Consider the following 25,636-nt stretch of genomic DNA (forward strand, 5'->3'; position numbering starts at 1 on the left):
CGGGCTACTTCTTGCCGCCGCCCTTGCCGTCCTTGCCGTCCTTGCCGCCGCTGTCCCCCATGGACTCGTAGATCTCCTTGCACAGGGGGCACACCGGATACTTCTTCGGGTCGCGGCCCGGTACCCAGACCTTGCCGCAGAGCGCGACGACGGGGGTGCCGTCGAGCGCGCTCGCCATGATCTTGTCCTTCTGGACGTAGTGGGCATAGCGCTCATGGTCACCGTCGCCGTGCGACACCTGGGGTGTCGGCTCTACGAGGGTCCCCGTACCTGTGCCGCGCTCGGGCTCGAGAGTGCTCATATCCAAAGGCTACCGAAGGCTCAGGGCAAAGGCGGCCGGGCGTCGGCCCACACCGCACCCGAAGGACATCCTCTTCAGTTAAGAGAGGGATCGTCCGGATATGTCGCGATCATGGCCAACTCGCTGCGCTGGCGCCGCAGCACCGCGCGCCACAGGTTCTCCGGCACCGGCGAGGAGACGTCCCCGGGCTCGGACTCCACCACGTACCAGGCGCCGTCGGCCAGCTCGTCCTCCAGCTGGCCCGGGCCCCAGCCCGAATACCCGGCGAAGATCCGCAGCGAGCCGAGGGCGGCCGCGAGCAGTTCCGGCGGGGCCTCCAGGTCCACGAGCCCGATCGCACCGTGCACCCGGCGCCAGCCGAGCGGCGCCCGCTCCGTGGAATCACCGGGGATGACGGCCACACCGAGCGCCGAATCGAGCGAGACGGGTCCGCCCTGGAAGACGACACCGGGCTCACCGGCGAGCTCCGCCCACCCTTCGAGGACATCGCCGACACCCACGGGCGTGGGCCGGTTGAGGACCACGCCGAGCGAACCCTTCTCGTCGTGGTCGAGCAGGAGGACGACCGCGCGGTCGAAGTTCGGGTCCGCCAGGGCGGGGGTGGCCACGAGCAACCGCCCTGTGAGCGAGGACACCTCGGTCATGGTCGACATGATCCCGCATATTCGGCCGCGGTGGACAGACGCGGACGTCACAGCCCCATATCCGGTGGTGAGCAGGGCGCCGCGCCGACCGGGCACCCTCACACACCGGTCCGCGATCCGGTGACCGTACGCAACTGCGAAGCCACCGCTCGTGTTGTGGCGAACTCATGACGGTTCTGAAGCCCCTTCGGGCTTCCGGAACAGGGGTGCACGGCCATTACGCTTGCACCTTCGGACCCCCCTGCCCGACTCATCGGAACGCGAGATACATGACCGTCAACGGCACCGACGACGTACTCCTTGTCCACGGCGGCACCCCGCTCGAGGGCGAGATCCGTGTCCGCGGAGCTAAGAACCTCGTGCCCAAGGCGATGGTCGCCGCGCTGCTCGGCCACGAGCCGAGCCGGCTGCGCAACGTGCCCGACATCCGCGATGTCCGCGTGGTGCGTGGCCTGCTGCAGCTGCACGGTGTGACCGTCCGCCCCGGCGACGAGCCGGGCGAACTCGTGATGGACCCCTCGCACGTCGAGAGCGCGAACGTCGCGGACATCGACGCGCACGCCGGTTCCTCCCGTATCCCGATCCTGCTCTGCGGCCCGCTTCTGCACCGCCTCGGCCACGCCTTCATCCCGGGCCTCGGCGGCTGCGACATCGGCGGCCGGCCGATCGACTTCCACTTCGAGGTGCTCCGCCAGTTCGGCGCGACCATCGAGAAGCGCGCCGACGGCCAGTACCTGGAGGCACCGCAGCGGCTGCGCGGCTGCAAGATCTCACTGCCCTACCCGTCCGTGGGAGCGACCGAACAGGTGCTCCTGACGGCCGTACTGGCCGAGGGCGTCACCGAACTCTCCAACGCGGCCGTGGAACCGGAGATCGAGGACCTCATCTGCGTGCTGCAGAAGATGGGCGCGATCATCGCGATGGACACCGACCGGACCATCCGGATCACCGGTGTCGACCGCCTCGGCGGCTACAACCACAAGGCGCTCTCCGACCGTCTGGAGGCCGCGTCCTGGGCGTCGGCCGCGCTGGCGACCGAGGGCAACATCTACGTGCGCGGCGCACAGCAGCGCACGATGATGACCTTCCTCAACACGTACCGGAAGGTCGGCGGCGCCTTCGAGATCGACGACGAGGGCATCCGCTTCTGGCACCCGGGCGGCTCGCTCAACGCCATAGCTCTCGAGACGGACGTCCACCCGGGCTTCCAGACCGACTGGCAGCAGCCGCTGGTCGTCGCGCTCACGCAGGCCGCTGGCCTGTCCATCGTCCACGAGACGGTGTACGAGTCGCGGCTCGGCTTCACCTCCGCGCTGAACCAGATGGGTGCCCACATCCAGCTCTACCGCGAGTGCCTCGGCGGCTCCGACTGCCGCTTCGGACAGCGCAACTTCCTGCACTCCGCGGTGGTTTCGGGCCCGACGAAACTCCAGGGCGCGGACCTCGTGATCCCCGACCTGCGCGGCGGCTTCTCGTACCTGATCGCGGCGCTCGCCGCGCAGGGCACGTCCCGCGTGCACGGCATCGACCTGATCAACCGCGGCTACGAGAACTTCATGGAGAAGCTCATGGAGCTCGGCGCGAAGGTCGAACTGCCGGGCGGTGCGCTCGTCTAGATCTTCTGCTTGTACGTTTCCGGGGCGGCGCCATTCAGTTGGCGCCGCCCCGGTTCCGTCGTGGAGGTCCCCTTGGTCACGCTCCCCCGCCCCGCAGCCCTCCTGTGCGACATGGACGGCACCCTCGTGGACACCGAGCACGCCTGGCTCGATGTCGTACGGGAATTCCTCGCCGCCGAGGACAGGCCGGCCCCCGCGTCCCTGCTCGCCCCGTTCGCGGGCGCGACGATCGCGGTCGCCGCGGATCTCCTCGTACGGGATCAACTCACCGCGCGCCCGCGGGAAGAAGTGGCCCGGACGCTGGACAAGGCCTTCACACAGGCCGTGGCGGCCGGTGTGACGGTGCAGCCGGGCGCGCTCGCGCTGCTGGACCGGGCGCGGGAACTGGGCGTCCCCACCGCCCTTGTGACCTCGTCGGAGCGCCATGTGGCGGACCTGGTCCTGGCGACCCTCGGCCGCCACCGCTTCGACGCGTCCTTCGCGGAGGGTGAGTCGGAGCGCGGGAAGCCGTTCCCTGACCCGTACTTGAACGCCGCCGCGACCCTGGGCGCCGACCCGGCCTCCTGCCTCGCCGTGGAGGACACCCCGACAGGCGCGTCAGCGGCCCTGTCGGCCGGCTGCCGCCTCCTGGCGGTCCCCACCGTCCCGGGCATCCCCGAGAGCCCGCGCACGACCTTCGTACGGTCCCTGACGGAGGTCGCCTTCTAGACACCCAAATGCCTGGCATCCGGGGGGTGCAGAGGGCGGGAACGCCGAAGGGGCCACCGGAACAGGTCCGGTGGCCCCTTCGCGAGACAAGGACTTACTTACCCTTGGCCGCTTCCTTGAGCTTCGAGCCCGCGGAAACCTTCACGCTGTAACCGGCGGGGATGTTGATCGGCTCACCGGTCTGCGGGTTGCGGGCAGTACGAGCGGCACGGTGGGTGCGCTCGAAGGTGAGGAAGCCGGGGATGGTGACCTTCTCGTCGCCCTTGGCGACGATCTCGCCGACGGTCTCGGCGAACGCGGCCAGCACGGCGTCGGCGTCCTTGCGAGTCACCTCGGCGCGGTCGGCCAGCGCGGCCACCAGCTCACTGCGGTTCATGTTGTTACTCCCGTGTTCTTCTTGCTGTTGAGGCGGTGCCACGCGGCAAAGCCTGTCGGGCACAGCGAAGCCGATGCTGCCAGGGCCCTCGGCGGTCCCGTGACCCGGGTCCGCCAGCCGGACCCTCGCGCCCGTGGGGGTGCCCCTCGGACTAAGCCCTTGGGGAAGCATCCTGCCCCCACCTCCGGCGGGAAAGCCAATCCGCCGCCCCGTTATGGGTAGCGCAGTCACACGAAAAGCGCCCATCGTAGGCAACGTGCCCCGAAATGGTGACGCTCCGTCGGCTCCCGGCGAAGCACCGTAGGGCATGAGGGCGTGGTTTCCGCCGCAACCCTAGAGCGCGTCCGTGCACGTCGCGTTCCACGACGCGCCGCTATTCAGGCCGTGGTTCGGGTCACATCACGCCGAGGGCGCCGCGCCCGCCGCCTTCGCCGCGTTGCGCACCGCGCCGGCCACCGCGCCCGCGACCTTGTCGTTGAAGACGCTGGGGATGATGTAGTTCGGGTTCAGCTCGTCCTCCGAGACCACATCGGCAAGGGCCGTCGCCGCCGCGAGCATCATCTCCGTGTTGACGGTGCGCGACTGGGCGTCGAGCAGACCGCGGAACACACCCGGGAACACCAGGACGTTGTTGATCTGGTTCGGGAAGTCCGAACGGCCGGTGGCGACAACTCCCGCGGTCTGCCGGGCGATTGACGGGTCGACCTCGGGGTCCGGGTTCGCAAGCGCGAACACGATCGCGTCGTCCGCCATGGCGGCCACGTCGTTGCCGTCAAGGACGTTGGGCGCGGAGACACCGATGAACACGTCCGAGCCGACGACCGCTTCCTTGAGCGTGCCGGTGACGCCCTCGGGGTTGGTGTTGTCGGCGATCCAGCGCAGCGGCGAGTCGGCGGCGGCGTCGACCAGGTCGGCGCGGTCCGCGTGCACCACACCGTGGATGTCGGCGACGACGGCGTGCTTGACGCCGGCCGCGAGAAGGAGCTTGAGGATCGCGGTGCCGGCGGCGCCCGCGCCCGACATGACCACGCGCACATCGCCGATCGACTTGCCCACCACACGAAGGGCGTTGGTCAGGGCGGCGAGCACCACGATGGCGGTGCCGTGCTGGTCGTCGTGGAAGACCGGGATGTCGAGGGCCTCGCGCAGCCGGGCCTCGATCTCGAAGCAGCGCGGCGCGGAGATGTCCTCGAGGTTGATGCCCGCGAAGCCGGGGGCGATCGCCTTGACGATCTGCACGATCTCGTCGGTGTCCTGGGTGTCCAGGCAGATCGGCCAGGCATCGATGTCGGCGAAGCGCTTGAAGAGGGCCGCCTTGCCCTCCATGACTGGCATGGCGGCCATCGGGCCGATGTTGCCGAGGCCGAGGACGGCGGAGCCGTCCGTCACGACCGCAACGGTGTTGCGCTTGATGGTCAGGCGCCGGGCGTCCTCCGGGTTCTCGGCGATCGCCATGCAGACGCGCGCCACACCCGGCGTGTAGACCATCGAGAGGTCGTCACGGTTGCGGATGGGGTGCTTCGACTGCATCTCGATCTTGCCGCCGAGGTGCATCAGGAACGTACGGTCCGAGACCTTGCCGAGGGTGACGCCCTCGATGCCGCGCAGCTCCTCGACGATCTCGTCGGCGTGCGCGGTGGAGGTCGCCGCGATGGTGACGTCGATCCGGAGCTTCTCGTGGCCCGAAGCGGTCACGTCCAGGCCGGTGACGGAGCCACCGGAGGATTCGACGGCCGTGGTGAGCTGCGAGACGGCGGTTCCGCTCGCGGGCACCTCGAGTCGGACCGTCATCGAGTAGGAGACGCTGGGCGCCGTTGCCATGCCGACTTCTCTCTTTCACCTGTACATCGCGTGCGTCATCCGATCGTCGCACCTACCTGCCGGTACGAGGTAGCCGTCCCGGGTTTAGAACGTTTTGCTCGTGGACAGGGTGTGATTTCGGAAAACCAGTTCCACCATACGAGAAGTGCGGCTCGGGGCGAAACCCTTTCAGGGGGCACGTATCGACTCTGTGGCTACATACAAAAAGGTCCACGCCCCGAAGGGCGTGGACCTTTGTGAAGCTCAATGACACCGACCCGCCATGCTCGCCTCGCGGCAAGTGGTCGCTCGTAGCGACGAAGGTTGGGCCCGGGGGCTTGGATCGAGCCGGTGCCACGTCCAAGGTAACAAACGATCCCCGCAAGGCAATTCCCGTACCAGGCGATACGTTCCGGGCGTACGCCAATGGCTCAGGGCGCCAGGGCACCCATGACCCGGACACCGGGACGCCGGCGGCTCAGGGCACCAGGACGATCTTGCCGGCCACGGCGCGGGACTCAGCCAGGCGCAGGGCGTCGGCGGCCGCGGAGAGCGGGAGTTCGGCGGCGACCGTGGCCGTGATCTCGCCGCGCCGCAGGGCGTCGAGCACCTGGGCCAGATCCGCGTGCAGCCGCCGCCGGAAGCGCTTCTCGCCGAGCGCCTTTCCGGCCCAGACGTTGTAGAAGTACGCCCGCCGGCCGTTGGGCAGCGCCTGCCAGAGCCACACCCGGGCAAGGAGCTTCAGGAAGGGCCGCATCTTGGGCCCCTCGTCGTCGAGGGTCGCGGCGCTCCCGTACGCGACGAGCGTGCCGCCGGGCGCGAGCAGCCGCCAGGAGTCGACGACGCTCCGGCCGCCGACGTGATCGAAGACGGCGTCCACGCCGCCGGGCGCGAGCTCGCGGACGCGGGCCGGGACGTCCTCGGTGCGGTAGTCGACGGGCTCCACGCCCTGGGCGCGCAGGGCCTCGTGGTGGCGGGCGGAGGCGGTGCCGATGACCCGGGCGCCTGCGGCGCGGGCGAGCTGGACGAGGAGCGTGCCGACCCCGCCGTTGGCGCCGTGCACGAGGATCGTCCGCCCCCTGCGCACCCGCGCCTTGCGGTGCAGCATCTGCCAGGCGGTGATCCCGTTCAGGACCGCGGTCTCGGCCTCGGCGGCGCTCGGACCGTCGGGCACGGGCACGACGTCCTCGGCGTCGAGGACGACATGGCTGGACCAGGCGCCGATCTTGGTGAGGGCGGCGATCCGCTGCCCTTCGAGCCCGTGCGGTACGCCGGATCCGACGGCCGTCACGCGGCCCACGAGGTCGTAACCCGGCACGAAGGGGAACGCCGGCTGGTCGAAGTACCGGCCGCGGCGCATCTGCTGCTCGGCGAAGGAGACGCCGGTGGCCTCGACCGTGACGAGGATCTGACCCGGGCCGGGTGCGGGGACCGGCCGCCGGCGGAGCTCGAGCCCCTCGGGCTCGACCTTGCCCGGGAGAACGATCTCGGTGAGCTGCTGCGTGGTGTCTGCGGTGTTCATGGGGTGCCCGCCTTCTTGATCACGTCTGCGCCGATGGCTCGGCGAACTCGGAAGCCGCTCTAGCTTTCGTTATAAGTTGTAACCCACTCGAAGAGCTGGAGTCAATAACTTCAGTGATAGGGTCTAACGCATGACGACACCGCGGGAGCGCTACCGGGCGCAAGTACGGGCCGAGGCCATGGAGAAGGCCTGGGAGCAGATCGCCGCGTCGGGCGCGCCCGGCCTGTCGCTGAACGCGATCGCCAAGCAGCTGGGCATGACGGGCCCGGCGCTCTACCGGTACTTCGCCTCACGCGACGAGCTGATCACCGAACTGATCCGGGAGGGGTACGGGTCGCTGGAGACGGCGGTCGCCGCCGTGGGCGAGGCCGATGTGGCCGCCCTTGCCGGGGCGCTGAGGGCGTGGGCACTGGCCGACCGCCAGCGGTACTTCCTGATGTACGGGACGCCGGTGCCCGGGTACCACGCGCCGGAGGACACCCGCGAGACGGCGCAACGGATCATGGACCGCCTGGTCACGGCATGCGCGAAGGCGGGTCCCGATGCGGAGTCCCGTGCCCTGCGCGCCTGGACCCGTCTGCACGGGTTGCTCTCGCTGGAGCTGGCAGGGCACTTCTCAGGGATGCCGGTGGACCCGGCCGCGCTCTTCGAGTCCGAGGTGGAGTCGCTGGGGTAAGGACCGGAAATCAGTCCCGCAGCAGGTCCGGCACCCCGGCCGCGTCCGGTGCGTCCCCTGTCGCCGAGACCACCGTCAGCTGCTGCGTCGCGCGCGTGAGCGCCACGTACAGGACGCGCAGTCCGGCCGGGGACTCGTCGGCGATCTCCGCCGGGGAGACCACGACCGTCGCGTCGTACTCCAGGCCCTTGGCCTCCAGGGAGCCGAGCGCCACCACACGGTCGCCCAGGTCCGCGAGCCAGCGCGCCGCCTCGTCGCGGCGGCGCATGGCGACCACGACGCCGATGGTGCCGTCGACCTGTTCGAGCAGCCGGGCGGCCTCCGCCCGTACGGTCGCGCCGAGGCCGTCCCGTACGACGGCGAAACGCGGCTCGAGGCCCGTGGACCGTACGGCCTTCGGCGAGGGCATCCCCGGCATGGCGAGGGCCAGGACCCGGGCCGCGAGGTCCGCGATCTCGGACGGATTGCGGTAGTTGACGGTCAGCTCGAAGCGGCGGCGCGGACGCGTGCCGAGCGCCTCGTCGCGCGCGGCGGCCGCGTCGTCCGGCTCCGACCACGAGGACTGGGCCGGGTCGCCGACCACCGTCCAGGTCGCGTGCCGGCCGCGGCGGCCGACCATCCGCCACTGCATCGGAGTCAGGTCCTGCGCCTCGTCGACGATGACGTGCGCGTACTCGACCCGCTCCTGGGCAAGGCGTTCGGCACGCTCGCGCTGGGTCTCCTCGCGCTGCGGCATCAGCTCTTCCAGACCGCTGAGCTGGTCCAGCGGGTCCATTTCACGCTTGCGCCTGGGGCGGGCGGGCGTGCCGAGGATCGAGTTCAGCTCGTCGAGCAGCGCCACGTCGTGGACGGTGAAACCGTCGCGGCGCAGCGAGCGGGCTACCTTGCGGACCTCGCCGGGGTTGAGGACCCGGCGGCCCCAGCGGCCCAGGCGCCGCTCGTCCGCCATCGCTTCGAGGACCTTGCGCGGGGTCAGCTCCGGCCACCAGGCGTCGAGGAACGCGAGGAAGGAGTCCTCGTCGGTGATGTCCTCGTCGAAGGAGGAGCGCAGTTCGGCCGCGAGCTCCGGGTCCGTGTGCCGGCCCGCGGCACCCGACTTGGCCCACAGAGCGTCGAGCAGCAGCTTGCGGGCGCGCGGGCGGAGCAGGTTGACGGGGGCGGTGCCGCCGAGGGCGATCTGGCGGATACGGCGCAGTTCGTCGGCGTCCAGTTCGAGGCGGCGGCCGAAGGCCACCACGCGCAGGAGGTCGGTGCGGACCGGGGCGCCTGCTTCCCGTACGGCGTCTTCGTCGTCCTCGCCGAAGGACAGCTGACCACCGGCAGGAGGCGGCACGTCCAGTACCCCGCGGGCCGCCTTGCGCAGCACCTTCAGCATCCGGGAGGCGCCCTTGACCCGGGCGACGGCCGGGTCGTCGTACAGCGTCGCCTCCACGCCGTCGACCAGGGAGCCGACCGCGCGGATCGCGACCTGGCCCTCCTCGCCGAGCGAGGGGAGGACGCCTTCGGTGTACGCGACGAGCAGCGGGGTCGGGGAGACGATCAGGATGCCGCCCGCATAGCGGCGGCGGTCCTGGTAGAGGAGGTACGCGGCGCGGTGCAGCGCGACCGCCGTCTTGCCGGTGCCGGGGCCGCCTTCCACGTACGTGACGGAGGCGGCGGGGGCGCGGATGACGAGGTCCTGCTCGGCCTGGATGGAGGCCACGATGTCGCGCATCGAGTGGCTGCGGGCCTGCCCGAGCGCGGCCATCAGGGCGCCGTCGCCGAGGACCGCGAGCTGCTCGCCGCCCAGGTACGCGGTGAGTTCGGGGCGCATCAGGTCGTCCTCGACGCCGAGCACCTGGCGGCCCTTGGAGCGGATGACACGGCGGCGTACGACCCGGCCGGGGTCGACCGGCGTGGAGCGGTAGAAGGGCGCGGCGGCGGGCGCGCGCCAGTCGATGACCAGCGGCGAGTAGTCCGTGTCGAGCACGCCGATCCGGCCGATGTGCAGGGTCTCGGCGATATCGGCGGTGTTGTCCGCACGCACCGCGTCCTCGGCCGGCTCGACCGAGGTGTACGCGCCGTCCGGGCCCTTCTTGCCGTCCTTGCCGAGCAGCAGGTCGATCCGGCCGAAGAGGAAGTCCTCGAACTCGTTGTTCAGCCGGTTCAGGTGGATGCCCGCGCGGTAGACCTGCGCGTCGCGCTCGGCGAGCGCGCCGGGCGTGCCCACCTGGGAGCGCTTGGCCGCGTCCTGCATCAGGAACTCGGCCTCGTGGATCTTCTCCTCGAGCCGTGCGTAGACCCGGTCGAGGTGGCGCTGCTCGATGCCGAGCTCGCGTTCCCGGGTACCCGGAGGCTCCTGCGTGCCTGACGGCTCCTGTGGACCGGCCGGCACTCTCGTGCCGGACGGCGAGGCGGCATTGACGTCGGCCACCGAGGTCCCCTTCTACGTGCTGCTGCTCGATATGAGCAGCCGTCCACCGTAATCGAAGGGGAGCCCTGTGCGCACTATGCCTTCACATCGACGAGCTTCTTGCCCTCGAAGGTACGAACCTCGAAATGGTCGATCTCGTCCGGGTTCAGGGCCGCACCGCCGTGGACGTACAGCGGTTTGCCGGCCCACTTGTCCGTGCTGCCCTCGATGCCGTAGCCCTGCTCGGGCACGGCCCAGGAGGTGACCGTCTCCTCCTCGCCGTCCTTGCCGACCGCGATCAGCGAGCACTTGAGCGGGCCCTTGACGTTCTTCAGTTCGAGGACGGTGTGGGTGCCCCAGCCCTTCTTCTCGATGCCGACGGTCGCCGTCACGTCCGTGGTCGCGTCGGTCGCCGTGAGCTTGGTGTCCATGTGGTGGAAGAAGGCGTCCTCGGCCGGACTGGTCGAGTGGGCGTGCGGAGTGGTCGTCGTGCCCGTGTCGTTGACGGCGATCACCGTCAGCGGGCCCCCGATGATCAACGCGGCCGCGGCGGCCACCAGATAGAAGCCGCGCCGCCGCTTCTGCGCGCGCTTCTGGGCGACCTCGCCGACCAGGTTGTCGAGCAGTCGCCGGCTCGGCTGCGCGGCGAGCTGGTCCCCGACCCCTCTCACCGACGAACGGCCCGGCTGCTGCGGCAGGTCCGCGAGCGCGGCGAGCATCGGCTCCATGCCGGACAGTTCGTCCAGCTGGGCCGCGCAGTAGGGGCAGCCGGCCAGATGCGTCTCGAAAGCGGCGGCCTCGGCGTCGTCCAGGATGCCGAGCGCGTAGGCGCCGACGCTCTCGTGGATGTCGGGTGTCTCGTGCATGCCCTGCATGTCGGGTCCGTAGTAGCCGCTCATGCCGACACCCCCCGCTCCTGAAGCGCCAGCTTCATCGAACGAAGCGCGTAGAACACCCGGGAACGGACGGTGCCGCTGGGTATTCCGAGCACCTCGGCCGCTTCATTGACCGTACGTCCCTTGAAATACGTCTCCACGAGGACCTCCCGGTGCGCGGGGGTCAGATCGTCGAGCGCGTCCGAAAGTGTCATCAGCCAAAGCGCCTTGTCGATCTCATCCTCCGCGGGGATGACCTCCAGGGGGGCCGGGTCGACCTCCTGCGGCCGGGCCTGCCGGCTGCGGTGTCCGTCGATGACGATACGCCGCGCGACCGTCACCAGCCAGGGGCGGACCGAGCCGGTGGCACGGTCGAGCTGCCCGGCGTTCTTCCACGCGCGGATCAGCGTCTCCTGCACCACGTCCTCGGCGCGCTGGCGGTCCCCGGCGACAAGGCGCAGCACATAGGCGAGCAGCGGACCCGCGTGCTCACGGTAGAGCGCGCGCATCAACTCCTCGTCCGGCGTGGGTCGTTCCGAGGGCGGGGGCACCCGGTGCCTGGCCCGCGGAGGTCGTTCGTCGGCCACTGCGGAATCCTTGCGCACGCCTGCCTCCGGTGTCCCCTGGTCGACGGGGCTGCCCCTGCTGCTTCGTCCACTGCTTCGCTCACAGGGGAGTTACGCGGTGGGCGGGCCGCGTGTTCAACGGGTCCGGAAACTTTTTCCTGACTGGTCGTTCAGGAGCCTGACGTGACTGCTTCTGCTCACGTCCGCGCTCGGACGCGCGCTCAGGTCACGGCCATACGGCGCCGGTGCCGGGCCACTCTCTCCCGGTTGCCGCAGACCTCGCTCGAGCACCAGCGGCGCCGGCGGCCGCGTGACGTATCGAGGTAGATCCGGGGGCAGTTGTCGCCCTCGCACTGGCGGATCCGCGCGGCGGCGACGGGATCGGTGAGCAGCTCCACGACGTCGCGGGCGATCACGGCGAGCAGGGACCCGCAGTCGGGTTCGGCGTGCAGGACCCGTACGAGACGGCCGTCCTCGGCGGGGACGGCGCGGGGCGCGGGCGGCGGGGCGGCGGCGGCCTCGTTGATCCGGGCGAGGGCGGCGGTGAACGGCTCTCCGTCGAGCGTCGGCGCACCCCGTACCAACTGGGCTATGTCCTGGCGCAGTTGACGGAAGCGGTGCACGCAGTCGAGACCGATACCCGGAAGCCGGGCCCCGGCCGGGACGAGTCCCGCGCTTCTCAGCCACTCCCCCAACGCCTCGGCGCCGTCGAGCCGTTCCTCCGGGTGGGACGTGGCGAGCAGGTCGAGACCGACCCGCCCGGCGTCGAACCGCGGCTCGTACGCGGCCGTACTCGCCACCATGCGCCTGTCACCGCCTTGTGGGGGGGTTGCCGGTGATTCCGGTTTGCCGGTGATTCCCTCACAGAGTGCCCGGCGGGGCGCGCCGCCGGAAGACCCCCGCACGGGCCGCGCGGCTTTACGAGAGCGGCGGCGGGTCGTCGTGCAGGATCCGCTGGAAGATGAAGTGGTCCCGCCAAGCGCCGTTGATGTGCAGATACGTGGGTGCGAACCCGATCTTCTCGAAGCCGCACTTGGTGAGGACGCGCTGGGAGGCTTCGTTGTCGGTGAGGGTGGAGGCCTCGACGCGATGCAGCCCGAGGTCGTCCTTGGCGTGCGCGAGCATCGCCTCGGCGGCCTTCACGGCGAGTCCGCGGCCGAGGTACTCGCCGTCCACCCAGTACCCGAGACAGGCGGTACGGAAGGGCCCGAGCACGATCCCGGAGAGGTCTGCGCGGCCGATCACCTTGTCACCGTCGGTGATGATCCAGCGGGCGGTCCCGTGCTCGTTCATCCGGGCGATCTGCCCCTCGACGGTGTAGAACGCGTCGGAGCGCGCGGGGTCGGTGGACCGCAGGTGCTCCTTGTTCCGCAGATGCGCCGCGACGAGGGCGGCGGCGTCGTCCGGCGTCGCGGGCCGGATCTCGAACTTCTCATCGATCATCGGCGCACCGTACAACGGTCGCGGCCGGGCGTGGACCCTCACGTATGCCACCGAGCGGCACACCCATGGTCAACTGATCGGCCAACGGCTTGACTTGGGGCCATGACAACGATCACGGGACCGACCGCATCCACAGGCAGGGCGCACCGCGGCGCCGACGGCGTACTGCTGATCGCGGCCGTAGTGCTGAGCGGGCTGATGGCCGGGGTGTGGTTCGCATACGCCACCTCGGTGATGGGCGCGCTCGGCAGAGCCGACGACCGGACCTTCATCTCGGTGATGCAGGACATCAACGAGGTCATCCAGAACCCGGTGTTCTTCCTGGCCATGTTCGGCGCGCTCCTGCTGCCGGCGGCGGTCGCGTGGCGCGTGCGCCGGAACCGCCCGCTGCTGCGCTGGGTCCTGGCCGGACTTCTGCTGTACGTGGCGGTGATCGCGGTCACCTCGGGCGCGAGCGTCCCGCTCAACGACCAGCTCGCGGCGGCGGGCGACCCGGCGAAGATCGCCTCGTCCCGGGCGGTGCGCGAGGACTTCGAGGACCCGTGGGTGATGTGGAACGCGGTACGGGGTGTGCTGAACGTGGCCGCCGTGGTGTGCCTGAGCCGGGCGATGGTGGTGCTGGGGCGGCGGGCCGCGTGAGGGCTCCCGGCCTCGCCGCGGATTGTCAGACCCTCCTGCCACGATCAACTCATGGGATTCTTCGACGATCTGGTGCTCCCCGAGGAGCCGGCCCCCGAGCGCACCGCCCTGGTCCGGCTCGGGCCGCCGGGTGAGGACGAGGGGCGGTACGGGCCGCCGGTGGACCGGTTCGCGCCTGCGGTGGTGCCGCAGCTGGGGGTGGTGGGTGCAGGGCCGGAGACCCGCGTGATCGTCACCGGGTGGTCGGTGTGGCCGGGGAGTGTGACGCTGCATCTTTCGGTGTTCCGCAGGACCCGGTGGCAGAGCTCGGGCCGGGCGCGGAAGTCAGGGCTGCGGGTGGGGGTGCTGCTGGCGGACGGGCGGCGGGTGACGTCGCTGGACGGCATGGGGACGCGGGACGTCTGGTACACCGACGGCGAGGGACGCCGGCAGCACGCGTCCTCCCCGCAGGCGTTCGGTCTGATCCCGCTGGATCCGGGGATGCAGTCTTCGCGGCGGTCCCTCTTCAAGACCGATGTCGACCTGTATCTGCCGGAGCTTCTACCACCGGGGGAAACGCAGTTGGTGGTCGAGTGGCCGGACGAGGAGATTCCCGAGACCCGTACGGCCGTGGATACGGCGGCCCTGCGGGACGCGGCCGCGCAGGCCGTCGAGGTGTGGCCGGGGCTCGAACCGCCGGACGCCGTCGAGCCGTCGGCCTTCGTGACCATGGAGATGGGCGGGCCGCCGAACTTCCTGGCGCCGCCGCTTTCGGACGGGGAGCTGCAAGAGCTGCGCAGCCGGGAGGAGGCGCGCCAACGTGCGGTCCCCAGGCCCGACTGGGAGCAGCTTCGCGCACAGGACTGGGCAGATACGACTCTGCTCCGGGCCCGGCTGGACGCCGGTGCGGCCCTCGACACCAAGGTCGGCTGGCCGGGCACCGCTCCCCTGCACCTGGCTGCCGCGCAACGTACGGCTGCAGCGGTCGTCCTGCTCCTGTCGTACGGCGCGGATCCCGACGTCCGCGACGACGACGGGCACACACCGCTCTGGCATGCCGTATACGGCGGGCGTGAAGAGGTCATCCGCGCGCTGCTCGACGCCGGAGCCGATGTCTGGACCCCGCAGCTCGGCCCCTGGTCACCGGGCCGGCTGCTCCTGAGCACCCCGCCGCTCGCCCCGCTGGTCGCGGACCTGCCCGGAGCACAGCCACTGTCCGCCGAGGAGGCGGCGGCCTTCCGTGCGGCGGACGAACTGATCGCGGCCTTCGGCACGGAGCGGCTGTGGACCGAGGGGCTCGGGATCGCCTTCGTACGGGGCCTGGACGAGGACGAGGTGATCCGGCGGCTCGGGGCCGACCCCGCCGACTGCCCCCGGGCGGACATCGAGGGTGCCCCGTTCGACGAGGACGACTACGAGGAGTCCCTGCGCTACGTCGGCGTGCTGGGTGTGCCCGGAGAACCGGGCGGCTGCGTGATCACGCAGGACGGGTATCTCCCCAACCGCGGCGAACTCCTCGAGGCGGTCTCCGCGGGCACCACCGCCTACGGGATCTACTACAACCCCAAGGGAGGGAACTTCGGCACTCTGGCCCGCGACGGTCGGTTCGTGGACGGCGGGGAGATCGGCTCCACACCGTACGGACCGGAGCCGGAGGCGGCGTGGCACTTCCGCTTCCGGCAGCGCGGCTCCTTCCCGTACGGCGCCGACACTCTCGCGTACGCCTGTGGTCAGGCCGGCATGCGCATCACGGACGGCCGGGCGGCGGTGGACCGCTACGCACCTCGGCGGTGGGTGCGGCTCCCCGAACACCTGCAGGACTGACGCAGGGCTTCCCCGACCGAAGGCGGGCCTTGGTCGGGGGCGAGCCGCACCAGGGCCTCAACCGCCCTACCCGTCCCCGTACTTCGCATCCGAAGCCGGATCCAGCGCCAGCCGGTACCCCCGCTTCACCACCGTCTGGATCACCTTCGGCACCCCGAGCGCCGCCCGCAGCCGCGCCATCGCCGTCTCCACGGCGTGCTCGTCGCGGCCCGCGCCCGGGAGCGCCCGCAGCAGGTCCGCCCGGGACACCACCCAGCCCGGGCGCCGCGCCAGGGCGCGCAGGAGGGCCATGCCCGCCGGCGGGACCGGGCGCAGGTCGCCGTCGACCAGGGCGGCGTGGCCGCGGATCTGGAGCTGGTGGCCGGCGATGGGCAACGTACGGGAGCGGGCCGGGAGTTCGACGCACAGGAGCTGGACCAGGGGGCCGAGCCGGAAGCGCTCCGGCGAGACCGTGGTCACGCCCTGGGCCTGCAGGGGCAGGGCGGTGACCGGGCCGACGCAGGCCGGGAGCACCTCGTGTTCGAGGGCGGCGAGCAGGTCCGCCTCCTGGCCGCGCTCGGCCGCGCGGGTCAGGAGCGAGGCCGCGGCCGGCGCGCTGGTGAACGTCAACGCGTCCACGCCGCGCGCCAGTACGGCGTCCAGGAGCCGGTCCACCGGCGTCAGGTCCTCCGGCGGCATCCACCGGTACACCGGTACGCCCACCACCTCGGCGCCACCCGCCCGCAGCGCCTCGATGAAGCCCGGCAGGGGTTCGCCGTGCAGTTGCAGCGCGACACGGCGGCCCGCGACGCCCTCGTCGAGCAGCCGGTCGAGCACCTCGGCCATCGACTCGGACGCCGGTGACCAGGACTCGGTGAGCCCGGCCGCCCGGATGGCGCCCTTCACCTTGGGCCCGCGCGCGAGGAGTTCCACACCGCGCAGCCGGGACAGGAGGTCCTCGCCGATGCCCCAGCCGTCGGCCGCCTCGACCCAGCCGCGGAAGCCGATCGCGGTGGTCGCGACCACCACGTCGGGCGCGTGGTCGATCAACTCCTTGGTCGCCGCGAGCAGTTCGCTGTCGTCGGCGAGCGGCACGATCCGCAGCGCGGGCGCGTGCAGCACGTTCGCGCCGCGGCGTTCGAGGAGCGCGCCCAGTTCGTCGGCGCGCCGGGCCGCCGTCACGCCGACGGTGAATCCGGCGAGCGGCTGCCCGGTCGCGTGGGGCTTCGTGTTGTTTCCCATGGCTGTCGTCCCGCTTCGCTGAGCTCGCAGTGGCCCCGAGGCGCGGTGGCCGAGTGCACCACCGCACCCCGTTGCAGTCGACCGAGCCTGCCAAGGGTGCGTGACAGGCTCGGTTCGCCCTGATTGCGCAGGTGTTACGTGGTCCCACGCACCCGGGTGCCTCACACCTCCGCGTAGCTGAGCTGCGGCTTCGGCTCGGCGGTGGGCTGGGCCGCCACGGCGGGGGGTGCGGTCCTGCGCAGGTATACGGCCCAGGTGACCACGCAGCACACCACGTACACGCCGAGGAAGACCACGAAGGCCGCCGTCCCGGTCCCGGCGCTCTGGAAGGACTGCCGGAAGGCCAGGTTGATCCCGAGTCCGCCGACCGCGCCGACCGCGCCGATCAGGCCCATGGACGCTCCGGAGAGCCGTCGCGCCCAGGCGTCCGCGGCATCGCCGGCCAGGCCCTTCGCGTAGGCCTTCGCCGTGAAGATGCCCGGGATCATCTTGTACGTGGACCCGTTGCCCAGGCCGCTCAGGACGAACAGCGCGATGAAGCCGACCAGGAAGACGGGCAGCGACTCCCGTACGGAAGCGAAGATCACCACGATGGTCGCCGCACCCATCGCGGCGAAGTTCCACAGCGTGATGCGCGCACCGCCGTGCCGGTCCGCGAGCCGGCCGCCGACCGGACGGATCAGCGAGCCGAGCAGCGGGCCGATGAAGGTGAGCGAGGCGGCCTGCAGCGGGGTGCGGCCGAACTGGGTCTGCAGGACCAGGCCGAAGGCGAAGCTGTAGCCGATGAAGGACCCGAAGGTGCCGATGTACAGGAACGACATGATCCACGTGTGCGGGTCGCGGACCGCCTCCTTCGCGGCTCCCGTGTCATTGCGCACCGGCGCGAGGTTGTCCATCCGCAGGGCCGCGAGCACGGCCGCGAGCACGATCAGCGGGATGTACGCGCCGAGCAGGATCCGCGGGTGTCCCGCGCCTGCCGTGCCGATGACCAGGAGGCCGACCAGCTGCACCACGGGGACGCCGATGTTGCCGCCGCCCGCGTTGAGGCCGAGGGCCCAGCCCTTCTTGCGCAGCGGGAAGAAGGAGTTGATGTTGGTCATCGAGGAGGCGAAGTTGCCGCCGCCGACGCCGGTGAGCGCGGCGACCAGGACGAAGGTCGTGTACGAGGTACCCGGCTCCATCACCGCGAAGGCCGCGATCGTGGGGATCAGCAGGAGACAGGCGCTGACGATCGTCCAGTTGCGCCCGCCGAAGCGCGCCACCGCGAAGGTGTACGGCACCCGTATCACCGCGCCGACCAGGGTGGCCGTGCCGATCAGGAAGAACTTCCCGGCCGGGTCGATGCCGTACTCCGGTCCCATGAACAGGACCATCACCGACCACAGGGTCCAGATCGAGAAACCGATGTGCTCACTGAAGACGGAGTAGAGCAGATTGCGCCGGGCGACCTTCTCGCCCGTCCGGGCCCAGAACTCCTCGTCCTCCGGGTCCCACTGCTCGATCCAGCGGCCCCCCTTGCGTCCGCTTGTGGCAGCCGGTGCTGTCATCACGCCTCCACTCCCGCGTCATCTCGTCGCAGATGACGCTAGGGAGCGGCTATTTCGGGCCGGTGCCCGATCAGATGACCGCGGCGCAACCTTGCTCTCACCCGGGGATCAGCGGGTGTGTGAGCCCGTCCTGCGCCCGGCGCCGTTGGGCCACAGCTGTGGTCTGCGCTTGGCGGCGAGGTCCTCGGCCCAGCCGACGGCCAGGATCGTCAGGCCGATCAGCGGCATGACCAGCACGAACGTCCACAGGCTGTACGTCGACTCGATCCGAGCCGAGAAATGGTCCCCCACATACGGGATGTCCCAGGCCCGGTCGACGATCCGCTCCGCACACATGATCAACATGTTGTGCCAGAGGTAGATGGTCACCGCGCGGTTGTTGGACAGCGTGATCAGCTTGCCGTACCCGGCGAGTTTCGGGGGCAGTTGGCGCCATGAGGGTGCGTACACGAGCAGGATCACGACGAAGCCGAGCGACCAGGTGGCCTGGGCGAGCGGAATCTCGTTGAGGTCCCAGCCCTCGGATCCGAGGTGGCCGGATGCCCACCACAGCCCGAAGGCCATGACCATCGCGGCGAGCGAGACCACCAGATGGCGGGGGACGCGGCGCAGCAGGCCGTCCTGGTGCGCGAATCCGAGGATCCAGCAGGCCCCGTAGACCGCGAAGTCGGTCACCGCGAGTCCCGTTTCACCGGGGATCGTCACCAGACCCGTGCCGACGACCGCGGTGAGGGCGAGCGGTGCGAGCAGAGTCGGCCACGGCGCCCGGCGGAAGGCCCACAGAAGCAGTGGTGAGGCGATGACGAACCACAGATAGGCGCGGATGTACCAGAGCGGTCCGACCGCCTGCTCCGCCCAGCTGCTCTCGAAGAGCCCGGTGGGGTCCCCCGCGTTCCCGGGGTAGGGCGGCGCCCCGACCGGCACCAGATACATGAAGAGGTTCAGCAGCCAGGTACCGCCGAGGTCCCGCGCGGGCTTCCAGCCGCCCCAGAACATCAGCGGCAGCACCACCGCGGCGAACAGCCAGACCGGCGGGAGCAGTCGGCGCAACCGTCCCCGGATCACACCCCACGCGGGCCGCTTCAGGGAGCGGGCCATCAAGGAGCCGGCCAGGGCGAACATCACGCCCATCGACGGGAACACGAGCGTGAGCCAGGCCCAGCCGAACACGTGGTACGCGACCACGCGCAGCAGGGCGAGCGAGCGCAGCAGGTCCAAGTACCGGTCACGGGCGGGCTTCGGGGCCGGGCCGGTCTGTCCGGGCCCTTCGACCCGGGCGGCCTGCGCGGCCTGCCCGTCCCGCCCGTCAGCCTCTTGCGCCCGCGGCTCCGGCACCCCGTACGACGGCCACTCGGCCCGCTCGTCCGGATGCCCCGCCGCCGACGGGTCGTAGCGGTGCGTGCTCATCCCACCGGCCTCCGGTCCCCGCCGCGTGCCTGCGTGGGGATGCCGGGTGCCGAGCCGACCACACCGGTGCGCCGCAGTTTCTGCCAGCGCAGCCGGCCGCCGGTCAGGGCGGTGATCCAGGACTGGAGCAGTACGACGTACATCAACTGCCGGTAGAGGATCTGCTGCAGAGGCAGGGAGATGAGATGCGTCATCTTCTCCCGGTCGAGCCGGAAGGCGTACGCGGCGCAGATGGCCTGGATCGCGAGGACGCCCAGCCACGCCATGATCGTCTTCTGGGTCGGGCCGAACACGAGCCCGTACAGGAGGAAGACGTCGATCAGGGGCGCGAGCAGCGGCGCGAGGACCATGAAGAGCGAGACCAGGGGAAGGCCGACGCGGCCGAAGCGGCCGGATGGACCGCTCTCGACGAAGGACCGCTTGTGCTTCCAGATGGCCTGCATCGTGCCGTACGACCAGCGGTAGCGCTGCGACCAGAGCTGCTGCACCGTCTCGGGGGCCTCGGTCCACGCGCGGGCGTTCTCCGCGTACACCACCCGCCAGCCGTCGCGGTGCAGGGCCATGGTGATGTCGGTGTCCTCCGCGAGCGTGTCGTCGCTCATCCCGCCGACCCGCTCCAGGGCGGAGCGCCGGAACGCGCCGACGGCACCCGGGATCGTGGGCATGCAGCGAAGGAGGTCGTACATCCGGCGGTCGAGGTTGAAGCCCATCACGTACTCGATGTGCTGCCAGGCGCCGATCAGCGAGTCCTTGTTGCCGACCTTGGCGTTGCCCGCGACCGCGCCGACGCGCGGGTCGCCGAAGGGCTGCACCAGTTCGCGGACGGTGGACGGCTCGAAGACCGTGTCGCCGTCCATCATCACGATCAGGTCGTGACTGGCGTTGGCCACACCGCGGTTGAGGGCGGCGGGCTTCCCCGCGTTGAGCTGGCGTATCACCCGTACACCGGGCAGCCGCAGTCCCTCCACGAGCCGTGCGGTGCCGTCCGTGGAGCCGTCGTCGATCACGATCACTTCGACGGGGTGATCGCTGCTCATCAGCGAACGCACGGTGTTCTCGATGCACTTCGCCTCGTTGTACGCGGGGACGAGCACCGAGACCGGTTCATGGACCTCGGGCCCCCAGCGGAAGCCTCTGCGCCTGGTACGGCGGGCGTGCACGAAGGAGAGCACCAGCATCAGGCCGAAGCGGCCGATGACCAGGGCGCCGATCACCGCGAGGCCCGCGACGAGCACGGTGGTCACGTGCTCCGAGGTCTGGACGGCGTAGACGAAGGCCTTGCCCTTCCACAGATCGAGTCCGGTGACGGGCGTGTGCGCGCTCTGCACACCGAGCGCGCCGGTCAGATGCGTGAAGTCATAGCCCTTGCGCTGCAGATCGGGGATGAACCGGTCGAGCGCCGCCACGGTCTGCGAGCGGTCGCCGCCGGAGTCGTGCATCAGCACGATCGCGCCCTTGCCGCCCTTGGGGGTGGCCTGCTTGATGATCGCGTCGACGCCCGGGCGCTTCCAGTCCTCGCTGTCGGTGTTGTTGACGACGGTGATGTAGCCGCGGGAGCCGATGTACTCGGTGACCGGCCAGGAGTTGTTGTCGAAGGCGTCGTTGAACGAGGAGTACGGCGGCCGGAAGAGCGTCGTGCGGATGCCCGCCGAGCCCCCGAGCGTCAGCTGGTTCTGCGAGAGCTCCCAGTCGATACGGCTCTTGGACTGGTACGAGAGATCGGGGTGGTTGAAGGTGTGCAGGCCCACCTCGTGGCCCTCGTCGACCATGCGCTGGACCAGGTCCGGATAGCGCGCGGCCATGGTGCCCGCGACGAAGAAGACGGCCTTCGCGTCGTACTTCTCGAGCGTGTCGAGCACCTTCGGCGTCCACGTCGGGTCCGGCCCGTCGTCGAAGGTCAGCACGAGCTTCTTGCGCGGGACCTGACGGGTGGTGATGGTGTCCGCGCGGGCGTCGATCACCGGACCGCCGCCGAGCACCCGGTGCGGCACCTGGTCGGTGGCCGCGGGCGGGCGCACCCGGTGGTCGGCGAGGATCTCGCTGTGCACGTAGCCGCGCAGCATCAGCATGGCCATCAGCGCGACGAGGAAGAGCAGCGGCAGCAGGTACCGCATGGGGACGCGACGGCGACGCGCCACGCCGGAGGTGCGGGGGGTCATAGTGCGGCGCCTGCCAGGGAGACGAGGGCGGATACGGCGTCGTCCGACCCGGAGGTGTCTGATCCGAAGATGCCCGACCCGAAGGCGTCCGATCCCAAGGCGTCCGAACCGACGGAGATCGGGTCCCCGTTGTTGCCGCCGTTCTGGTTCCCGCTGCCCGGGTCCACGGACAGGGACGGATCAGGATCCGGCGTGGTCGGATCGGGGTCGGGCTCGGTCGGGGTCGGGTCGGGGTCGGGCGTACTGGGATCCGGGTCGGGATCGGGGTTGCCGGTGGTGGGCTTCCCGGTGGGCTTGGCCGAGCCCGAAGGGCTTGTGGTCGGGTCCGGCGCACCCGAGATCCCGGTGGAGGGCGTCGGGTTCTGTGTGACGACGGTGCTCTCGCCGGGCGCCGGTGCGGTCTCCGTACCGGAGGTGGCCTCCGGGCCGGTCGGCTTCGAGGTGGGCTTCACCTTGCCGGCCGGCTTGCTGTCCTTGCCGATGCCCGGCATCCAGGGCGCGTCCGAGTTCCCCGAGGCAAGGGTGCTGATGAGCACGATCGCGTAGATCGCGCAGACCGCGCCCATGATCCAGCCTATGCGGCGGACTCTTCTGCCGCGGCTGCCGGACTCGTCGACGAACACCGGCTTGTCGGCGGCCTCTTGGCGTTCGGCGGCCAACGGCTCATTGCCCGAGAGGCGGCCCAGGCCGTCGATCTGGACCGTGACCTCGTTCGGATCGTGCGTGTGCCCCGACAGGGCGTCTTCCCGCCAATTCTCCACTGCTGTACGCCTATTCCCCCAAGGAACCAACGAGTGACCACGTGAGACAAGTCAGCCGCCTGCGGACCGGGCCCCCACCCGCTCCGAGCGCCTCCGCCTTCACTCTGCACTCGTCTGATGAATGTAGCGCAGAAGAGTGACACCCGTCGGTTCCGGTCAGTTCTGCCCCGACACGGTCTTATCGCCCATGCCGTCCGTCCGGCCTCGCATCTTCGAGACCTCACCGCCCGCCCCCAGCCCCGGTGAAGACACGGAGCGCCGTGGGAGCGGTTCCAGCGCATGGCAAAACTTTCCCCATACGTGATAGAGGTCGCAGGCAGCGGCGCCCGCGACCTCTTTCCTCACGCGTATCAGCAGCCCCTTGCCTTGCTCCAGGAACACTCGATGTCCGAATTGCCCTCCGCTGCCCGGTTCTTGAGTGGCTTGATCGCCACGGCACCGCTGCCGTCCGAGGACGCGAGGGTGACGACGATGGCATCCTCGATGCTCTTCACGGACGAGGCGAGGTAGTTGTTGAGCACGATCGCGTAGACGAGCTCACGGCCGCCCTTGTCCTTCACATAACCGGAGAGCGCCGACGCGCCCGTCAACGAGCCGGTCTTGGCCCGGGCATTGAGCGCGGCCGGCGTCCCGCACATCCGGGACCTGAGCGTGCCGCCGACGAAGCGGTCGGGATCGCAGGCCACGGGCAGAGACCGCGCCCAGTCCGCGTACCAGGGCTCGTCGCGTACGGAGAGCAGCAGCTCGACCAGCTGCGCGGCGGGGAAGTTGTTCATGCGCGAGAGCCCGGAGCCGTCCACCTGCCGCAGCCGGGAGCTATCGACGCCCGCCTGCTTCAAGTACCCGGAGACGGCGGTGAGTCCGGCGCTCCAGGTCCCGCTGCCGGACTTCTCGTATCCGATGGCCTTGGTCAAGGCCTCGGCGTGCATGTTGTTGGACAGCTTCATGAACGGTACGAGCAGCTCCTCGAGCGGCATCGACCGGTGGACCGCCAACTCCCGCGCACTGTCCGGTGCTTGACGCCCGAGTCGCGTCCTGCCGACGACACGTACGCCCTCCTCCTCGAGCGCCCGCCGGAAGACGTCGGCCGCGTAGCCGGTGGGCTCCCAGACGGTGGCCCACTCCTTGACCGGTCCGTCACCGGCCGCGATGCCGCCGCTCACCACGATCTCGTTCGTGCCGTGCCGCCGCTCGACGGTGAGCGTGCCTTCCTGTCCGGCCAGCAGGGTCTCGGCCTCGTTGACGATCTCGACGTATCCGGTCCGGGGCGTGAGGGCGACCCGCGGCCTGTCGCCCGGCGCGGCACCCGGGAACACCTCGACGATCACCGTTCCGGAGTCGTAGTCCGTATCGGGCGCGACGGTGAGGGCGGAGATCTGGGCCGAGTAGTACGAGGACTCGTCATCGGCGGCCCAGCTCCGCCCGAGCCGCTGGGCGTCGAACCGGGTGTCGTCGGCGACGAGTTCACCGGTGACGGTCCGCACCCCCCGGTCCGCGACGTCGGCGGCGAGCTTGCGGTAGTCGCTCGCGAGCGCGGTGGGGTCCCCGCTGCCGCGCAGGTAGAGATCGCCGCGCAGTACGGAACCCTGCTGCCGCCCGGCGGCCAGCGCCTCGGTGGTGAACCGGTAGTCCGTGCCGAGCAGTTCGGCCGCCGCCGCGGACGTGACCAGCTTCGTGTTGGAGGCCGGCATCAGCCGGTCCCCCGCTTCGTGCCGGTACAGAACCTCACCACTCGCCGCATCGGCGACGACGACGCTCGCCGCGCCCCCGTCCATACGGGGATCGGCGAGGATCGTCTCGATGGCCTCGGTGAGCCCGGGCCGGGCGGCCGCGTCACTGTCCGCACCGGCGGGACCGCTCCAGGTGAGCACAGTGGCGGCGAGACCGACGACGAGGGGCAGGGCGAAGGCCCGCTTACGCATACGTCCCAGAGGTCTACTCATGCCACCGCAGCATCCCGGAATCGGCGCCGGCGCAACAGACGGCATGAGGGCGCTCCCGTATCGCCGTCATTCTGTTACGAATCATCCCGATCGCCGCAATAGCGGCTTTCTAGGCTGGGAGGCGTGGGGCACCCGGGAGATCAGGGGATCGACGGGGCCTGGGGAAGCAGGGGGAACAGCGATACGGAGCACGCTCATGACCACGCACACCTCGGCGATGCCGATACCGACGCCTGCCCAGGACACCTCGGCCGCCCTTTTCAGCCACGCCTCCCATGTCGTATGCCTGCTCACGGGCTTCCCGTACCTGGCATGGATACCGGCCCTGTGCCTGAAGGCCACCGCCAAGAACGCCCACAGCCGCGCCCACGCCACCACGGCGCTGAACTTCACGCTCACGCAGCTGATGGTCTGGAGCGTGTGGGCGGTGCTCATCGTGGGCGCCCTGGTCACGTCGTCCTCGACGTTCGCGGTGGTCGCACTGATCGCCCTCAGCCTGTCGGGCCTGGTCTACTTCGCCCTCGGCGTCCACGCCACATGCCGCGCCCTGTTCCACGCGTACCGCATCGAGCCGTTTCGCTATCCGGTCCACTTGGCTTTCCGCATGGTGAAGTAACGGCGCGAATGCCGCGTCCGAATTCCGCCGGACCGGCACCACGCTTTCCTTGATGCTGAAAAGCATGAAGCCGAAGACATACGAGATCCGGGCCATCGATACGGACGTACTGAAGCAGCTCCGGGTGCAGGACGACGCCGGGCACACCCGTGAACCCGCGACCGACCCCGAGGGCGGCGCCCCGCTGCGGTGCTGTCTGCGGCGCAGTGCGCCCGGGGAGCGGATCGCGCTCGTCTCGTACGCGCCGCTGCGACGGTGGGCGGCGGAGACAGGGGCCGAACCCGGGGCGTACGACGAGTACGGCCCGGTCTTCATCCACGCCGAAGCATGCGAGGGCCCTGGCGCCGGCACCCTGCGCTACCCCGCCGCATTGCATGGCGACCGCCGCGTACTGCGGGCGTACGGCGCCGAGGGCCGCATCCTCGGCGGCCACCTGCTGGAGCTTCCCCGGGAACGGTCGGCCGAGGTGGAGCAAGCCCTCGCCGAGGTCTTCGCGGATCCATTGGTGACACTCGTCCATGTCAGGGCCGTTGAGTACGGCTGCTTCCTGCTCGAAGCCCGCCGCCTCGCTTGAGGGGGCGCGGGTGGCGAAGCCCCCGCAACGCGCGGACGAAGTCCGCG

The 25,636-nt window shown here is 70.4% G+C and carries 23 protein-coding genes; 7 read left to right on the forward strand and 16 right to left on the reverse strand.

The window, feature by feature from the left end; all coding sequences use genetic code 11:
• Window positions 1-4: 4 nt before the first annotated feature.
• The gene (locus ABT367_RS14890; RefSeq protein ID WP_165332238.1) at window positions 5-301 is read right to left on the reverse strand and encodes a DUF3039 domain-containing protein; all 297 of its coding nucleotides are present in this window, start codon (window positions 299-301) and stop codon (window positions 5-7) included.
• A gap of 74 nt (window positions 302-375) precedes the next feature.
• Entirely contained in the window at window positions 376-945 is a 570-nt protein-coding gene (locus ABT367_RS14895; protein WP_352253275.1) for a YqgE/AlgH family protein, read from the reverse strand.
• Window positions 946-1,214: 269 nt separating this feature from the next.
• Here ABT367_RS14895 and murA point away from each other — a divergent pair, with 269 nt between their 5' ends.
• Entirely contained in the window at window positions 1,215-2,561 is a 1,347-nt protein-coding gene (gene murA, locus ABT367_RS14900; RefSeq protein ID WP_352253277.1) for a UDP-N-acetylglucosamine 1-carboxyvinyltransferase, read from the forward strand.
• Window positions 2,562-2,633: 72 nt separating this feature from the next.
• Window positions 2,634-3,269 carry an HAD family hydrolase gene (locus tag ABT367_RS14905; RefSeq protein ID WP_352253279.1) on the forward strand — a complete coding sequence of 212 codons (636 nt, stop codon included), beginning with the start codon at window positions 2,634-2,636 and terminating at the stop codon, window positions 3,267-3,269.
• Between the two features lie 94 nt (window positions 3,270-3,363).
• On the opposite strand, the gene ABT367_RS14910 is transcribed toward ABT367_RS14905, so the two are convergent.
• From ABT367_RS14910 to ABT367_RS14920, 3 genes are all read right to left on the reverse strand, one after another.
• Complete coding sequence (locus ABT367_RS14910) at window positions 3,364-3,645, reverse strand: HU family DNA-binding protein (RefSeq protein ID WP_016645140.1); 282 nt, start codon at window positions 3,643-3,645, stop codon at window positions 3,364-3,366.
• Window positions 3,646-4,044: 399 nt separating this feature from the next.
• On the reverse strand, window positions 4,045-5,466 hold the full coding sequence (locus ABT367_RS14915; protein WP_352253280.1) for an NAD-dependent malic enzyme: 1,422 nt from the start codon (window positions 5,464-5,466) through the stop codon (window positions 4,045-4,047).
• Window positions 5,467-5,923: 457 nt separating this feature from the next.
• A complete protein-coding gene (locus ABT367_RS14920; RefSeq protein WP_352253282.1) occupies window positions 5,924-6,967 on the reverse strand; it encodes a medium chain dehydrogenase/reductase family protein in 1,044 nt (347 codons plus the stop codon).
• 130 nt (window positions 6,968-7,097) lie between these two features.
• On the opposite strand from ABT367_RS14920, the gene ABT367_RS14925 reads away from it, so the two are divergent.
• The gene (locus ABT367_RS14925) at window positions 7,098-7,643 is read left to right on the forward strand and encodes a TetR/AcrR family transcriptional regulator (RefSeq protein ID WP_352253284.1); all 546 of its coding nucleotides are present in this window, start codon (window positions 7,098-7,100) and stop codon (window positions 7,641-7,643) included.
• Between the two features lie 10 nt (window positions 7,644-7,653).
• Here ABT367_RS14925 and ABT367_RS14930 read toward each other — a convergent pair whose 3' ends face one another.
• From ABT367_RS14930 to ABT367_RS14950, 5 genes are all read right to left on the reverse strand, one after another.
• Window positions 7,654-10,017 (reverse strand): HelD family protein, encoded by a 2,364-nt coding sequence (locus ABT367_RS14930; protein ID WP_352253326.1) that lies wholly within the window; start codon window positions 10,015-10,017, stop codon window positions 7,654-7,656.
• 113 nt (window positions 10,018-10,130) lie between these two features.
• A complete protein-coding gene (locus ABT367_RS14935; RefSeq protein ID WP_352253286.1) occupies window positions 10,131-10,934 on the reverse strand; it encodes an anti-sigma factor family protein in 804 nt (267 codons plus the stop codon).
• Window positions 10,931-11,515 (reverse strand): sigma-70 family RNA polymerase sigma factor, encoded by a 585-nt coding sequence (locus ABT367_RS14940; protein ID WP_165332245.1) that lies wholly within the window; start codon window positions 11,513-11,515, stop codon window positions 10,931-10,933. The genes ABT367_RS14935 and ABT367_RS14940 overlap by 4 nt, the downstream gene beginning before the upstream one ends.
• 182 nt (window positions 11,516-11,697) lie before the next feature.
• Complete coding sequence (locus tag ABT367_RS14945; RefSeq protein ID WP_352253288.1) at window positions 11,698-12,279, reverse strand: CGNR zinc finger domain-containing protein; 582 nt, start codon at window positions 12,277-12,279, stop codon at window positions 11,698-11,700.
• A 115-nt stretch (window positions 12,280-12,394) separates the two neighbouring features.
• Window positions 12,395-12,919, reverse strand: coding sequence for a GNAT family N-acetyltransferase (locus ABT367_RS14950; RefSeq protein ID WP_352253290.1), 525 nt, complete (start codon window positions 12,917-12,919; stop codon window positions 12,395-12,397).
• A gap of 102 nt (window positions 12,920-13,021) precedes the next feature.
• Between ABT367_RS14950 and ABT367_RS14955 the strand changes: the two genes are divergently transcribed.
• On the forward strand, window positions 13,022-13,558 hold the full coding sequence (locus ABT367_RS14955) for a DUF1772 domain-containing protein (RefSeq protein ID WP_352253292.1): 537 nt from the start codon (window positions 13,022-13,024) through the stop codon (window positions 13,556-13,558).
• Between the two features lie 51 nt (window positions 13,559-13,609).
• A complete protein-coding gene (locus tag ABT367_RS14960; RefSeq protein WP_352253294.1) occupies window positions 13,610-15,361 on the forward strand; it encodes an ankyrin repeat domain-containing protein in 1,752 nt (583 codons plus the stop codon).
• 66 nt (window positions 15,362-15,427) lie between these two features.
• Here the strand turns inward: ABT367_RS14960 and ABT367_RS14965 are convergent, their stop codons facing one another.
• From ABT367_RS14965 to dacB, 6 genes are all read right to left on the reverse strand, one after another.
• Window positions 15,428-16,582, reverse strand: coding sequence for a uroporphyrinogen-III synthase (locus ABT367_RS14965; protein ID WP_352253296.1), 1,155 nt, complete (start codon window positions 16,580-16,582; stop codon window positions 15,428-15,430).
• A 161-nt stretch (window positions 16,583-16,743) separates the two neighbouring features.
• Window positions 16,744-18,129: a nitrate/nitrite transporter gene (locus ABT367_RS14970; RefSeq protein WP_352253298.1), complete on the reverse strand. Its 1,386-nt coding sequence runs from the start codon at window positions 18,127-18,129 to the stop codon at window positions 16,744-16,746.
• 108 nt (window positions 18,130-18,237) lie between these two features.
• Window positions 18,238-19,536, reverse strand: a complete 1,299-nt coding sequence (locus ABT367_RS14975; RefSeq protein ID WP_352253300.1) for an acyltransferase family protein — start codon at window positions 19,534-19,536, stop codon at window positions 18,238-18,240.
• On the reverse strand, window positions 19,533-21,695 hold the full coding sequence (locus tag ABT367_RS14980; RefSeq protein ID WP_352253302.1) for a bifunctional polysaccharide deacetylase/glycosyltransferase family 2 protein: 2,163 nt from the start codon (window positions 21,693-21,695) through the stop codon (window positions 19,533-19,535). Before ABT367_RS14980 ends, ABT367_RS14975 begins: the two co-directional genes overlap by 4 nt.
• Window positions 21,692-22,456 (reverse strand): hypothetical protein, encoded by a 765-nt coding sequence (locus ABT367_RS14985; RefSeq protein WP_352253304.1) that lies wholly within the window; start codon window positions 22,454-22,456, stop codon window positions 21,692-21,694. Before ABT367_RS14985 ends, ABT367_RS14980 begins: the two co-directional genes overlap by 4 nt.
• A 350-nt stretch (window positions 22,457-22,806) precedes the next feature.
• On the reverse strand, window positions 22,807-24,399 hold the full coding sequence (gene dacB, locus ABT367_RS14990) for a D-alanyl-D-alanine carboxypeptidase/D-alanyl-D-alanine endopeptidase (protein WP_352253306.1): 1,593 nt from the start codon (window positions 24,397-24,399) through the stop codon (window positions 22,807-22,809).
• 196 nt (window positions 24,400-24,595) lie between these two features.
• On the opposite strand from dacB, the gene ABT367_RS14995 reads away from it, so the two are divergent.
• Together ABT367_RS14995 and ABT367_RS15000 are read left to right on the forward strand one after the other, a co-directional pair.
• The gene (locus ABT367_RS14995) at window positions 24,596-25,015 is read left to right on the forward strand and encodes a DUF4870 domain-containing protein (RefSeq protein ID WP_352253308.1); all 420 of its coding nucleotides are present in this window, start codon (window positions 24,596-24,598) and stop codon (window positions 25,013-25,015) included.
• 64 nt (window positions 25,016-25,079) lie between these two features.
• Window positions 25,080-25,589 carry a DUF1203 domain-containing protein gene (locus ABT367_RS15000; protein ID WP_352253310.1) on the forward strand — a complete coding sequence of 170 codons (510 nt, stop codon included), beginning with the start codon at window positions 25,080-25,082 and terminating at the stop codon, window positions 25,587-25,589.
• Window positions 25,590-25,636 lie beyond the last annotated feature (47 nt).

The organism is Streptomyces mesophilus (genome assembly GCF_040300965.1).
GTDB lineage: Bacteria > Actinomycetota > Actinomycetes > Streptomycetales > Streptomycetaceae > Streptomyces > Streptomyces mesophilus_A.